The organism is Pedobacter sp. KH_004 (genome assembly GCF_057840755.1).
The window spans coordinates 1,091,256-1,106,717 of sequence record NZ_CM174519.1 but is presented as its reverse complement, the minus strand read 5'-3'; the positions used below and the strand labels follow the sequence as shown (position 1 = coordinate 1,106,717).

At 39.5% G+C, this 15,462-nt stretch carries 7 protein-coding genes; 1 reads left to right on the top strand and 6 read right to left on the bottom strand.

Features of this window, described 5'->3' with window-relative positions; genetic code table 11:
- Nucleotides 1-24 precede the first annotated feature (24 nt).
- The 5 genes from AC3ITD_RS04860 to AC3ITD_RS04840 form a co-directional block, all read right to left on the bottom strand.
- The gene (locus AC3ITD_RS04860; protein ID WP_489364497.1) at nucleotides 25-1,014 is read right to left on the bottom strand and encodes an alpha/beta hydrolase fold domain-containing protein; all 990 of its coding nucleotides are present in this window, start codon (nucleotides 1,012-1,014) and stop codon (nucleotides 25-27) included.
- 161 nt (nucleotides 1,015-1,175) lie between these two features.
- Nucleotides 1,176-2,975: a RagB/SusD family nutrient uptake outer membrane protein gene (locus AC3ITD_RS04855; protein ID WP_489364495.1), complete on the bottom strand. Its 1,800-nt coding sequence runs from the start codon at nucleotides 2,973-2,975 to the stop codon at nucleotides 1,176-1,178.
- An 18-nt stretch (nucleotides 2,976-2,993) separates the two neighbouring features.
- Nucleotides 2,994-6,209, bottom strand: a complete 3,216-nt coding sequence (locus AC3ITD_RS04850) for a SusC/RagA family TonB-linked outer membrane protein (protein WP_489364493.1) — start codon at nucleotides 6,207-6,209, stop codon at nucleotides 2,994-2,996.
- A 491-nt stretch (nucleotides 6,210-6,700) separates the two neighbouring features.
- On the bottom strand, nucleotides 6,701-9,214 hold the full coding sequence (locus AC3ITD_RS04845) for a glycoside hydrolase family 95 protein (RefSeq protein WP_489364491.1): 2,514 nt from the start codon (nucleotides 9,212-9,214) through the stop codon (nucleotides 6,701-6,703).
- Between the two features lie 131 nt (nucleotides 9,215-9,345).
- Nucleotides 9,346-13,701: a hybrid sensor histidine kinase/response regulator transcription factor gene (locus AC3ITD_RS04840; RefSeq protein WP_489364488.1), complete on the bottom strand. Its 4,356-nt coding sequence runs from the start codon at nucleotides 13,699-13,701 to the stop codon at nucleotides 9,346-9,348.
- Between the two features lie 353 nt (nucleotides 13,702-14,054).
- Between AC3ITD_RS04840 and AC3ITD_RS04835 the strand changes: the two genes are divergently transcribed.
- Nucleotides 14,055-14,522: a nuclear transport factor 2 family protein gene (locus AC3ITD_RS04835; protein WP_489364487.1), complete on the top strand. Its 468-nt coding sequence runs from the start codon at nucleotides 14,055-14,057 to the stop codon at nucleotides 14,520-14,522.
- A gap of 254 nt (nucleotides 14,523-14,776) precedes the next feature.
- On the opposite strand, the gene AC3ITD_RS04830 is transcribed toward AC3ITD_RS04835, so the two are convergent.
- On the bottom strand, nucleotides 14,777-15,001 hold the full coding sequence (locus tag AC3ITD_RS04830; protein WP_489364485.1) for a hypothetical protein: 225 nt from the start codon (nucleotides 14,999-15,001) through the stop codon (nucleotides 14,777-14,779).
- Nucleotides 15,002-15,462 lie beyond the last annotated feature (461 nt).

Below are 15,462 nucleotides of genomic sequence, written 5' to 3'. Positions count from 1 at the left end.
CCATTCCAATCATACATTCGAAGATTATTTCATACTGAAAACTTTCTTCATGAAATCGGAAATATAATTAGCGGTTTCATCAGCCCAGGGATGAAATAACCAAAACGGGTGAATCTTCACATTAAACTTATGCACTTCCTGGTAAATACCCCATTCTTTAAGGCTGCCTACCAACTCATCCTGACCGGCATGAAAACGGGAAAAACCGCTATTGATGAACAACATTGGAACGGTAGATTCATTTGCCCAATAACCTGCAGAAGCTTGACGCCATATCTCAGGCTTTTGCTGGAAACTGCCACCGAGCCAGGCAATATCTGGAGAGTCTGGTTTGCGATTGAGGTTAAGTGAACTTGGAGCTATAAAACTGATCACACCATCTATATCAATAATGGCATTAACTTTACTCGAAGCAATGGAATTAGCCCTATCTCCTTCGAATTGAGCTAAACCGTTTGTGGTGCCAACAAGCGCTGCAAGCTGACCGCCAGCAGATGTTCCGGAAATTGCAATTTTATTGGTATCGACACCATATTTTTCCCAGTTTGTTTTTAACCAACGAACAGCCGCCTTCAAATTATGAACGGCCGCCGGATACGGCGCTTCCAAAGAGAGCTGATATTCAACCGGAACGGTAACAAAGCCTTGTTTTGCGATCAATTGTGCCAACGGAACTTCCATTGATTTATCTCCAGACCGCCAGCCTCCACCGTGAACCATAATCAATGCCGGCAAAAGCTTCTTGGTTTTCGGTCTAAAAATATCTGCATGTAAATCTCTTTTCCCAAAACGCGTATTAGGCAACGTAGTGTAAATCACATCCCTGAATTGGCTAAAGTTAGCAGGCAATTCATCTTTAACCAATGTGGCGTAAGGATAATCTTTGTGAATTTGACTGTAAACTTTTTGCGCATTGTAAGAGGTATCTTTTGGTATGGTTGTGCTATTCTGCGCAAAACATACAGTTAAATTAATGGCAGTTACAGCAAAGCCCAACAAAACTTTTATTCTCATATTTTCCTGAATGATAGCGATAGCATGATATATTCCCGAGATCATAATGGAAAAACCTTTGTCTCCATTGCATTAAGGGTACAAAGCCAGGCCGTTGAATTTCTCAACCTTCAGGCCGGGCATTGTATTTTAATCATCAGCTTTCAGAGTCGATTTTGCAATTAATATCCATAATCTTGTTTAAGGTTGGGGTTCAAATCCAAAATACTCCTATGAATAGGTAAAACTTCGGAATGGTTAGATTGAAAAGTACGCCCCAATTTTTCTATTGCGCCACCAGCTGTAGTGGTTAAATTCTGCCTCCAATCTATACGGATATATCCCGTTGGATTGGTGGTGGCATTGTATAATGGCGCAGGTGCTACGGCAGGATCAGGCAGATAATAACCTGTTCCCGGCAGGAATTCAAACTCTTCCCCCACATTTCTGTAATACAAATACCTCGCATATTTCGCTGGCGTATTCACAATCGCCGTCATTTCTGCTTTGGCTTGAGCAAGTTTTGCTCCCAATAAGTTCCATCGTATTAAATCATATTTCCTGATTCCTTCGCCACCTAACTCCCATGATCTTTCCTGTACGATTGCATTAAAAAAAGCCGTTTTAGAAGTCGGGGTTACACCTACTTTACCAGGATTTGCTGAGAAAGCCCGCTTGCGCACATCTTCATAGGCTTTTATTGCCGATGCATCAGGCGATCCATTAATTTCGTTTACCGCTTCGGCATACATCAATAATATATCAGAATAGCGTAGCATAATCCAGTTAATTCCCAGCGTTTGGGTAGCGCCTGCAATGATAGGTCTCCAGTCTCTACGGTATTTTCCGTCGTTCATTTCCGTTATTCTGGCTGGGCTTTTCAAATTATTCGCATCGATATTATAATGAGCAATCGTCACCTCTTTTCTAGGATCGGATACATCAAAAGAATAAAAATAACTAGCCGTTGGGTTTAATGCGCCACCACCAGGTCCGTAGCGAGATCCATCAGCAATACGGGTACCGCTAGCTCTTCCTAATTTACTGTCATAGTTGGCATTTCCACCAGCCTGCGCCACTTCGAGCATGCGTTCGCCATATACGTTATCCAAAGTGAGCTCGTTGGCTTTTTTGAATACATCATAAAAACTTGGGTTAAGGGCATGTTGATTCGATTTCATTATCGTATCGCACTCATCTCTCGCCATCGTGTAATATTTCAAATAATCAGGTAAACGCTCCATTACTTTTGACGACCGGCGCAGCTGATACCCGCCTCTGAATAAAGCAATTCTGGCCCTCATTCCACGGGCAGCACCCTGGGTAATACGCTCATCACTGGTGGTTTCTTTGCGCCAAGGCAACATGCGTTCAGCAATTGCGATATCACCTAAAATCTGATCGTAAATGACATCACTATTGGTTTTACTAAGGTTAAAATCCATTCCTGAAACCGAAGGTTCCAATTGCATGGGCACATCGCCCCAGTTTTTAACCAGATCAAAATAATAGATTGCTCTAAGCACCAGGGCTTCGGCATAAAGTCTTCTCAATTCTTTTTTATCTGAAACAGACCCATTGCTATAAGCTGCCATTTGAGGGATATATTTGATGCATAAGTTAGCACGTTCAATTCCCTGAAACCCTCTGGTGAAAGTAGCGGCAAGCTCACTATTTCCGGCATCGGCACTGTAGCGGGCAAGTCCTCGGGCACCGGCATCAACATCGCCACTTCTTGAAAACTCATCGGTATCGTTTACAAACACCAATGATTGGCGCTGGCCATAACCATCATCTCCGGCTAAAAGCTGATAAACGCCCATGATAGCCGAATTGGCACTGGAAACATTGCTGAAAATATCTTCAGGAGAAAAAGCAGATTCTGGTTTAATTTCCAAATACTTTTTACAAGCGCCTAAGCTGAATATGGCAGAGGCCAACATCGCTCCGAAGGCAAATCTTTTAATATTGTTGAATTTCATATGCTGAAATTTTAGTTTTTAAAAAGTTAAGTTAATTCCTAAAAGGATAGTTCTAGATCTTGGATATGCAGAATAATCTACTCCAGGCGTTAATCCTCCATTTGTACGGGTATTTACTTCAGGATCAAAACCTGAATAACCGGTAATGGTAGCCAAATTGTTTACCGTAGCATAGAAACGAAGGCTAGACAACTTGATTTTCTTCGCCAGAACAGTAGGTAGCGTATAACCTAGCGTAATATTGTTGATCCTTAAAAACGATCCGTCTTCTACAGCCCAATCGGTAAACAAATTACTGTTTTCATACGGGCGCCAGGTAGTTGCATTAGCGTTATATTCCTCTAGCTTTGCAGGGTTGTTGTAAATCGACTTACCATTTTGATCTATCGTGGTAAATCTGCCATTCACAGATTCTAATAAGTTTACACCGCGTAATCTCGAGTTTGTTAACTCAATTTTATTCGCATTATAAATATCATTCCCTACACTAAAGTTCACGAAAATACTCATGTCCCAGTTCTTGTAAGAAAATTGTTGATTCAAGCCTCCAATAAATTTTGGTGCCGCATTTCCTATCACAGTCCTGTCTTCATCAGTATGGATCGCTGGACTACCGTCAGGATTTTTTATTGAACCACCCAAATCCAAAAGTTTCATCGTGCCTGGTTGAATGGTGCTTCTGGTAACACCAAAAAAGGAAGCAACATCTGGCTTGAGGGTATAAACCCCTGTAGTTGCATTAAAATTGAAATCACTTACCTTATAATAACCGTCTGATCGGTATCCATACATCTGGCCAAGTGGCTTCCCAACCTCAACTAAATAGTCGTTTCCTGTATTAGTATCCCAACCTGATGCATAGCCTTTACTTGTGATGCCGTCATTGAGCTTTTCAACCTTGTTCCGATTGAAAGACATATTATAACTTGCTGAATAACTGAAATCTTTGGTTTGAACAATCAATCCAGATAATTGAAATTCGATACCGCGATTAGATGTGGCCGCAATATTTTGGGTTTGTTGCGTATATCCAGAGGTTTGTGGAATAGGATTTTGCAGTAATAAATCTTTGGTACTGTTGTAATAAATATCAGTTGTAAACTGCACTCTGTTTTTGAAAAAACTTAAATCAAGGCCAAGGTTTCTTGACACTGTAGTTTCCCATTTCACGTTAGGATTAGCCAACTGCGTAGGTACCACGCCTGGAACAAGTTGCTCATTCAATCCATAATAAGTGTTGGAAGAATAAAGCGGTAAGTAACTAAAATCATTGATCCGGTTATTACCTGTAGAACCATAACTTAATCTCAGCTTGGCATCAGAAACCACAGGTTTGATAGATTGTGCAAATTTCTCATCAGAAATTCTCCAGGCAAGTGCTCCTGAAGGGAAAAATCCCCAGCGTTGCCCATCCAGAAACTTTGAGCTACCATCGGCCCTGGCCGTTAATGTGAGCAGGTATTTTTTGTCTAGCCCATAATTCACACGTCCAAAAAACGAAAAGGTTCTGGCCATCACATTGTTCGTTGTAGGTCGCGGCTGTGCCTGGCCTGCAGGTGGATTTCCCAAATTCATATTGGAAAGTGCCTTTTCCGGACTAATCCCTAAAGGGAAATACCTGGTCTCGGCGTTAAACTGCTCATTTCTGGTTTGATAGGATTCCTGACCAATCAATACATCGATATCATGATGTTTTGCGATATTTTTCTTGCTGTAAGTAACAGTGTTCGAATTGTTTAGCGAATTTACTACACCCGTTAATATTGAAGCAATTGGCATTGCGGAATAAAGCGAGGCCTGACCAGTAATTTCTGAATAAAAATTGTTTGTTCTGGAATTGTTATTGTCATAACCTACGGTCACTCTTGCGGTGATTTCAGGAGTTAATGCATAACTTAGATAACCAGACAAGTTGTATCTCTTCCCAAAAGTTTTCCGGTAAACCGCGGTGGCATTAATTACCGGGTTTCTCAGGTCGGAAACTGCAAGATACTGGGCATCATAAAAATCGATATCTGTTGGATTTTTACTATCTATCGGGCGATAGGAAAGTGTATTCTTCAGGAAATTATCCCTGGCCAAACCCGGGCTTGATACGCCGGCACCATTAATTCGCTCATCAGTATATCTTACATTGAAACCAGCTCTAAATTTTTGATTCGGCCTTAACTCCATTTTGAAACCTAAAAGCTTACGGTCGAAGTCTGAATTGATCATCACCCCTTCCTGGCCATTGGTGGTTAAGCTTAGGTTATAGTTAATTTTTTCGTCTCCCCCGTTTAAACTCAAGTTATGCGTTTGCTGCAAAGCGACTTTTCCGAAAACCTCATTTTGCCAGTCGCGGCCTTTATCACGATAAACTTCAAGGGTATCAAATGGACCATAATTATTCACGAACGAAGTACTATCAAGCACATTGCCGCGGCTGCGTTCATATTGATATTTAAGGTAATCAGTCGCATCCAGCACATCTAACTTACCCAGAATTTTACTTGCGCCAACAAAACCATTGTAGCTAGCGGTCATTTTCCCACGCTTACCGGTTTTAGTGGTAATCAATACTACCCCATTTGCACCTCTCGCACCGTAAATGGCGGTAGAGGCTGCGTCTTTTAGCACATCAATAGATTCTATATCCTGAGGTGACAATGCCCGCAATGCATTTTCAACTTGCACCCCGTCAACAATATATAATGGAGAATTATCTTGTGTGATAGAACTTCCACCCCTAATTCTGATCTGTACGTTGGTTCCAGGAGCGCCATCGGTAGCGGTTACCTGCACCCCCGCAAGCCGACCTGCAAGAGCCTGTTCGGCAGAATTAATTGGAATATCCTTAATCTGATCAGCACGAAGAGAAGAAACAGAACCGGTTAAGGCTTCTCGCGAGACTGTACCGTAACCGACGTTTACGATGGTCACTTCCTGGAGGACATTAACATCATCCTGAAGCGTAATTTTAGCAGTCGTACCATCGGCAGCAATATTCACCTCCTTTTTAACATAACCTACAAACTGAACCACTAAAGTGGCCACACCCGATGGAACTGCGATTGAAAATTTTCCTTCGCTATCTGTATTAATTCCCCGGTTGGTGCCTTTTATGGATATGGTTGCTCCTACTATTATACCGCCTTTTTCATCGGTTACCTGCCCTTTAATTGTTCGATTTTGTGCCCATGCAAATTGTGCTGAACACAAAATCAGGGTTATAAAAATGTATATGTATTTCATAATCGATCAGTTGATTGGTGAACAATTAAATAACTGTAAGCAGAAATTATCATGGCTTAGCTCTCTTGGGGTCTTCAATAATCGCACTCGCTGAAAAGCCTCTTTTTTGAAATAGATGTTGTAGTTTTTCCTCATAATTTAATTGGTTAGCTTGGGCCCTCGAAGATGAAAACCCGGGTTTTTATTTTGATAATGATTTCAATGCAAACGGTTGCATAAGTAGAATCTAAAATTGGTTATAAATCTGATGTTGTAAAAAAATAAGTTGACTTGTGAATTTATTACTTAAGAAGATTCTCTTAAACGATTAACAATTTGAAAATTTGGTTAGCAATAAAATGTGACAAGGGCGAAGCCTTAGTCCATTTTTGATAAACAAATTTAAATTGAGCTACAAAAAATAGGGTAAAAAAATTGACCAAAATAGTCTGTTTTCTGTGCAAATCCACTCTATTACTCTTAAAACCAAATTTATTGAAGTTTAATTCGGATTAGCGAGCATTAAAAATATATTTCTTGCCAGCAACGGTATCAAAATCAAACAGGTTAGTTTTCGGAATTGCTATGCCTTTTAATTTTGCTTCTGTAGATAACATCGGACTTTTGATTTTATTTACCTGATAGAACTTATTCGTATTCTCTCCTTTTGATTTTACAAGCTTTGCGTTTCCGTTTAAACTTACCTGATCTGAAAGTCTTAATCTGCAGTTTCCGCCGATGGTGGATTGAACAATGAGCTTCTTCAATTTGCCATCTTTCCACTCCATATCAACCTCGAAGCCACCCCGAGCTTTAAGCCCTGTTATTTTCCCACTAGCCAAAGCATCGGGTAAAGCTGGCAACACGTAAATATTGCCATCATAACTCTGTAGCAACATTTCGGCAATACCCGCAGTACAACCAAAATTACCGTCAATTTGAAACGGTGGGTGTGCATCCAAAAGATTTGGATAAGTACCACCAGACTGGCCTTTGGTTTCCATCGGGGCTGGAGTTAACTGATCGGAAATCAGCTTGTAAGCTTTATTTCCATCCAGCATTCGGGCCCACCAATTCACCTTCCAGCCCATAGACCATCCTGTTGATTTATCTCCACGGTAAATCAGAGAATTCTTGGCAGCTTCCAGCAATTGCGGATTCCGAAACGGGGAAATCTGTCCAGAAGGATACAAGCCATAAAGATGAGAAATGTGTCGATGTTTATCATCTGGTCGATCTAAATCCTGTAACCACTCTTGCAATTGATTATATTTACCGATTTGCATAGGTGGCATTTTAGCTAATGCGGTCGATACAGAATCAGAGAACGATCCGTCGGTTTTTAAGATTTTCGCTGCATTCACCAGGTTGTTAAACGTATCGAAAATAAGCTGGTTATCCATAGTGGTTCCGGCAGCAACGCCTACGTTTTTTTCATAAGTATTTTCTGGCGACATCGAAGGTGCCATTAACATCCATTTAGTTTTAGGCTCTTCCTTTAATACATCCAGATAAAACATGGCCGCACCCTTTAAAATTGGATAGTTTTCTCTTAAGAATTTGTCATCGCCGGTAAAAAGATAGTGTTGCCACAAATGTTGTGTAAGCCATGCGCCACCCATTGGCCACATGCCGTAAAAACCACCATCCACAATGCCGGTAATTCGCCACAAATCGGTATTGTGGTGCATGTTCCAGCCTCTCGCATGATACATTTGAGATGCGCTTTCCTTGCCAGTGGTGGCCAGATCTTTTAGCATGGAAAACAATGGCTCATGCATTTCAGATAAGTTGGTAATCTCAGCAGGCCAGTAATTCATTTCCGTATTGATGTTTACGGTATATTTGCTATCCCAGGGAGGCGAATTTTTATCATTCCAAATTCCTTGAAGGTTTGCTGGCTGACCGCCGGGCTGTGAACTTGAAATTAAAAGGTATCGTCCGAATTGAAAATAAAGTGCCACAAGCTGTGGATCTTTATGATCGGCAAATTCCCTCACCCGAACATCAGTTGTTTTTTTAGATTGCTCTGAATCTCCCAATTCTAATGTTACGCGATTAAAAAATGAATGGTATTTCTTCTGATGTGTGGCAAGAGCCTCGTCGTATTTTTTAGCAATGGCTTTATTTAAAATTGATTTTGCTTTTACCAATGGCTCCGCAGTCAAATCTTTATAGTTTTTAAAGTTTGTAGCAATGGAGATATAAAAGATTACCGAATTAGCTTTGCTAACCGTTATTGATGAATCAGTTTTATTAACCAATCCACCTTGTACAACAGGGGCCACTAATGCCTCGAATTTAATTTTTCCTTTTTTATTATCTACACTGCCACTATTGCCCGAGAGTTGAAGATAACTTCCGTCATTTATAATCTGGTGATCTTTTTGGGTACTGGATAAGCCTAATGTGAAATTGATGCTATTAGGCTTGTCGGCAGTAATTTTCATCACAATGACATCATCAGTAAGAGACGCGAACACTTTTCTTGTAAATGTGGTATGGTCTACCTGATAGCTTACTGTTGATGTAGCATTGCTGATATCCAAATCGCGATAGTAATTGCTATAGTTTTGGTGACTTGGGAAAGTGATCCACAAATCTCCTACGGTTTGATAAGGCATACCGTAATTGAGATCAGCAGGTGCCTGACGGGGAAAGGTTTGATTGGAAAGGGCTTGAGCTTGTTGGTTTTTACCCTGGAAAAGTAAATTCCTGATTTCATTTATTTGGCTCGAGGTATTCACTGGCACATTATTTCCAGGTTCACCTGCCCAAACCGTTTCCTCATTCAACTGTAAATGTTCCCTTTCAGGATTTCCAAAAGCCATTAAACCCAATCGGCCATTGCCGAGCGGTAGTGCTTCGTTCCAATTTTGAGCCGGTTTATCATAGTGCAATTTAAGGAGCTGCTGTGCAACTGCATTAAAGGAGCTGACCGTAAAGGCTAAAAGGAGGAATAGGCCAAAAATAATTTTGCTAGGGTGAATGCTGGTTTTTATGCTTCTCATATCTTTCTTATCCATTGCAGACTGATGAATACTGAACACATTCAACAGTCTTTATATTTGGTTAGTAATGAGGCAAAAATATCATCAGAAGGATAAAAAGGGGTTTAAAAAATGTGCAAAGGGGTTTAAGTATTAGGCAAAATCAACTACTCACCTATTGATTTCAAATATTCTGAAGGAGACAGTTTGTATTTCTCCTTGAAGCAAGTGCTGAAGTATTTGGCATTGGTAAAGCCCACGGTATAGGCAATTACCGAAATACTTTTTTCTCCGCCATCAAGAAATTGTTTTGCTCTCTGTAAACGCATGTGGCGTACAAATTCTACCGGGGCGAAATCTGTCAAACTTTTAAATTTCCGGTAAAAGGTAGAACGCCCCATGCCAATGGCTTCTGCAACAGAATCGATGTTGAAATCGGTGTTTTCCATGTTCTGCTCCACTATTTCAATTACCTTTTCCATAAACAGCTTATCTTTGTCGGTAATCACAATATCCGAAGGTTCAAGCGGCGGCAAATGTTTGTTTTCTACTAACTCGGTAAAAATCCTTTTTCGTTGCTTTATTAAACCAGCAATAGCGGCCATTAAAAACTCGTTATTAAAAGGCTTGGTGATATAATAATCAGCTCCATATTGCAAGCCTTTAATCTGGTCTTCAATTGAAAATTTTGCAGATAACAATACCACAGGGATGTGACTGGTAGAAATATCATTTTTTAATTGGTCAAGCATATCAATACCGCTCATTACCGGCATCATCACATCACTTAAAATTAAATCGGGTATTAATTTCTGGGCTTTTTGCAGACCCTCGGCGCCATCTCCAGCCGTCTCCACCTCATAAAACCGATTAAGTTGGGTAGTCAGAAAGTTTCTTAAATCATCATTGTCCTCCACCAGTAACAGCTTCGCTTTCGGTTGTAAATCATCACTAAGCACTGGGGCTTTCCCCTCTCCTTTCATCGCCTGTTTAACTGGCAGGCTAACCTGTTGGCTTTCTATAAACTCTATATTTTCTCCAACGAAATGAGATTTATCAGTTAGCAAAGCCACTTTTACAGTCAGGCCTCGATCTTCGTTTTGATGTGCAAAAATCTGCCCTTTATGCAGTTCAATTATTTCTTTTGAAAGCGCCAAACCAATGCCCGAGCCTTTTTGATTCATATCATTCTGATGATCGACTTGGTAGTAGAGGTTAAATATCTCTTTAAGTTGATTTGCTGGCACACCAACGCCCTGATCCTCAACTGAGACATTAACATGCTTCATTGAGGGGTCACTATCAATTTTCACACAAATATTTGAATGATCAGCACTAAATTTAAAAGCATTGGAAAGCAGGTTATAAATTACAATCTCTAATTTGTCCTTATCACCCCAGATATTAAAGGCTAAATCACTTGGTATAAGGCTAAGGCTAATATTGCGTTGCAATGCAGTTTCGCGAAAATAAGTCAATACATCCTTAACCAGCATAGTTAAATCGAAATGAGCGATTTGCAACTTCGCCTTACCACTTTCCAGCTTTCTAAAATCCAAAAGCTGATTGATAAAACGTATCATTCGGTGAGAATTCTTTTTTACAATTTCAATCTGATTAAATCCCTGAGGACTTAAAGCTTCGTTTTTTCCAATTTCTTCAATGGGATTCAAAATTAGCGTGAGTGGGGTGCGTAATTCATGAGATATATTATTAAAAAAGTTGCTTTTTAATTCTGCCATCTTCCGCTCAACGGTAATTTTGTTTCGAAGGTTGATCATGGTTAAGATAATTCTCCTGGCTCCCTCTATAAGCCCCAAGGCAATTAAAATATAAATCAAGTAAGCCCACCATGTTTTCCAAGGTGGAGGTAAAATGGTAACGGCCAACTGTTTGTATGGGAGATGGATGAAACTTTCGTTATCCAGGCTTTTTACCTCAAATACATATTTACCTGGAGGCAAATTGGTGTAGGTAGCTCTTCGCCTTTCTCTATTAATATTCCAATTCTGTTCAAAGCCCCGTAAACGATAAGCATACAATTGCTTAGCTCCTTTCTTCGAATCCAGCACGGCGTAATCAATGCTTAAAATATTTTGATCATAATTTAGCCCCAGTTTATTTAAGTAATTAATATCGGCGTTGATTAATCCATTCGAATCTGGAAATTGATCGACATTGTTTACCTGCAAATTAGTGAACACCATTTTTGCAGCACTTTTCTTATTCACAATACTATCCGGATAGAAATGAATATAACCGCGATTGGTGCCAAACACAATAGATTGATCAGCAAAACGCTGGCTTGCCGACTCAGAGAAAGTGACTTTAGGTAAGCCGTTATAAGTACCATAATTGGTAAACTCTTCTTTTAAAGGATCAAATTTTGATAGTCCGTTTTGCGTAGCGGCCCAGATATAGCCGTGGCGATCCTCTGTACAGCTTAGTACGTAGTCATTCGGAAGCCCCTGCTGGGTAGTATAGTTTTTAAAACTCACTTTTTTGAAAGGATTCTGTACGAATGCTTTATCCAAACCACCACCAGAGGTACTTAACCACAAGCTATTCTTATGGTCTCGGAAAATAAATTGGATATCATTATTTCCAAGGCTATTTTTTACACCAGGCATTTTAGCATAGTTCGCAAATCGCAAACCTGGAGCACCAGCAGAACCCGCATCCTTAACCACTAAACCACTCGTAGTTCCAATCCATATATTTCCAGCGCCGTCTGATGCCAAGGTTCTAATCTTTTGAAAACCTTCGTGCGGGTAGCCTTTTAAACCATTTTGCTTATTTAAGAACTTAGTACTCCCCCCATTAACAATGGCTACATTTAAACCTTCATCGAAAGTACCGATCCAAATTTTTCCAAATTTATCTTCCAAAAGAGAATAGATTTCATTGCTATTTAAGGAATAGGGCTGCGATTGATTTTTTTTGAAATGAGTGAGTGAATAACTGGTCCTTTCTGCATTCAAGGGCTTAGCCAGATATAAACCATTTGCCTTTGTACCCAACCAAATATTGTTTTTACTATCTTCTAAAATGCAGTATACCGCACCTAAAGCATTCTTTTCATGATCAACAAATTTAATAGGGACTTGCTTTCCATCCTTTAGCACATAAATGTTCCTACTTTTCTGCCCAAGCCAAAGGCGGTTTTTACGGTCTACCAAAATACCACGTACATCATTATCCGATCTTTGTATCGTTTTTTCTGTAGGAAATTTTTGTTTAAAATACCCCTCCTGGAGCACTACTTTATTTACACCCCGATCTACACTGCTAAACCAGATTACGCCGTCACCTTCATAAAATAACGCTGTAACGGCATTTGGCAGATTATCGAATGACGGATTTTTACCGCTATTGAATATTTTAAATTTGGTTTTATCGCCTTCCAGATAACCTAATCCGGCATTCTTCATACTCACCCAAACCCTTCCTTTGTTATCTTCAAAGGCCCTAAAGTATGTTCCATTATAAGTATAGCCATCATCGCTTGTTGCCGTTATTTTGTTGAAAACATTGGTTTTTGGATTATAGGAGATTACGCCATTATTTTCAGGTTCGATCCAGATTAAGCCTGTTTTATCTTCGAACATCCAAGCCAATTTCTCGCCTGCCTGGCTTGTTCGAACAACCTTAAATGGATTAGCGGTTACGGTAACGAGTTCTCCAACAGAGGTTGAAGCATAAATATTTTCACTAAACTTCGACGCTAAAATGCTATTAATTTTGCCTCTGGATATCCGGTTTATAGTTACCGACAGATTTGATTTATTTACCACGAGTAGTTTTCCAGTGGCTGATCCGAAATAAAGGCTGGATTTACTTTCTGCAGAGGACGCAAAATCCTCGCCACTAAAAATGCTGGCATTAAGTTTTTGCTGCACAAAACTTTTGTTCCGCTTCATTAAACAGATAAGACCTTTGTCAGTAGATATCCAAATTTTCTTTTGATCATCCTCCTGAACAAAGTTGACAACGTTAGATGGAAATATTACTGAAGATGAGGAACTCGTAGAGAAATGCTCATACTTTTCGGGGAATTTCGGATCTGGGATCACAACTAAACCATCATTTTTGGTAATTAAAAATATTTCGCCCCCGTTTCCAACCTTTATCCTATTAAAAAGTATCTTTTTGCCATGTTTGAGGCTGAACAGGTTAAATTGTTCTTTAACTTTATCGAAACGGTAGATCTGATTATCATAAGCTTTAATCCACAAATTTGTTCCAAAATCTTCTACAATTTGATCAATCCTATCGTTTTTTAACCGCGAAAGATCTCCTGGAAAAGATTTAAATGATCTAAAATGATGGCCATCGAAACGGTTAATTCCATTCCAGGTGCCAACCCAAATGAAACCTTCACGATCTTTCATGATGTTTGTCACCGCATCATGAGAAAGGCCATTTTCTGTTGAATAAAAATCACTTTTGAAAGTCAGTTGGGCGTTTACCTGAATGCATGAGAGTAGAAACAAAAAAGAAAAGAGAAAGGTTAAGCGGCTCATATCCGGTTTAGGAAACTGTACTTTATTTGGTAAATCTGTAGTGCCGAAAAATATTATGGACTACGGTTAAATGTAGTGAATAATTCAAAACAATCAATTTTAGTTTCGTTTTAAATTAGCGTCATCTGCTCAATCCCTTTAAGCCTATTTACAGCTTTAGTTGAAGTGCTAATTTATAATTAAGTCTTTTCTTGTATCCATGAGAATAAGCATCCTGAAAAAGAGGAATATTAACTGGCATGACATTTAATTTCTATTATTGAGTTAACTTACTAATTGTAAGTATATTAATGTCGAAAAAATGTTTATTTTTAAATAAATATTAATATCTCAAACTTAAAAAAATCCCTACAATGAAAACAATCTTTAGCACGGCTATACTTTTCCTGCTGACCCTTATTGCGCAGGCGCAGGTAGATACAACCAGTTATCAGAAAGAGCGGTTAGAAGTTAAACAACTGCTGCGCAGCCAGAAACCCGGTACAGTAATCGATTGTGATGATTTTATTGCAGTTGGGCCAAAAGGCGATATTTCTTTCACCCGCCAGCAATGGATAGAAGCACAGAAAAAAGAAAAAGTTGTCTTTAAATCTGTCATGCCCATTCCTGGACAAGAAATCATTAGGATTTACGAAGGAACGATGGCAGTTGTGAATGTACTCATCCAAGTTAAGCTAGAAATTGAAGGCAAAGATGTAGATATTAAGGTTAGACGGCTGGAAGTTTATCATAAAAAGCAAGGCAAATGGTGCAGAGTAGCCGGCCAGGGCACCCAGGTAGATGAAAATTTGTTTCCCATAAATGCTACCGGCAAATTATAGTGATTGTTGAGAGTCAAATTTTAAGAAGGAGGCGTTAGGTTAGTGTAGCTGTTTGAGTCTATCCTTAGTAAAAAACGCAATACAAGGTAGTGAATTTCAAAGCCATGTACATGTGTATTTGCATAATCGGAATTGAGTAGATCTACTCTAAAATGAATTTGGCCAGGTTTTCGTCATCGCTGCCCATTTGGAAACGTTTAGCTTGCCGAAGAAACCCGACTTTCAAAAGCAATAGCAACAGGAAACCGGTCCGTTTAAAAATCAGAATAATCTGCTGAATATAAAAATAAGGTAACGTTTTTGGACACATTATGTTCATACTGTGGCAAACCGCTGATCTTTTTATACTCTGGACCGAAAGCTGCCCAATGTGCATCCCGATCAGCCTTCTTAGTGAAAGTAGTCAAATACATTAAATTGGGCATTTTGCCGCCGGAAATCACCTGCCCATAAAAAACAGTATTGAAATTTAACCTCAAAAAAATGCAACTTCATAATCTTTGAACATTTCAATTTTGTTGAGAGAAAGACTTTCCGTTGCCGCTTCGTAGCTTCTTAATTCATACACCCGTTCATTGTTAGGTGTAGTGAGTTTTGGAAGCTAACATTCTGGCATTGCAGAAAACGCCTTTAAATGATCGATTCTATTGGGGATAAGGCGCTTCATTCTATGCTGCATTCAAATAAAATTTTCCACTGTCAGCAAACGACTTATCCTTGCCAATTGCCATATTGACCCTATCCAGATCGGTCAGCTTTTTAAGCGGTATAAAACGTAAATCAGCCTGTCCGAAGTATCTTTGGCAATCGGTTTGAAAACACCAACATCCCTGATACCTGCGCTGTGCAAAGCGGCAAGAAAGCAGCTTTTAAACACCCGTCAATGATATTCTCCTGCTGATCGGCTTTAAAATGATAAACTTTAATCTGGTAATAAAAC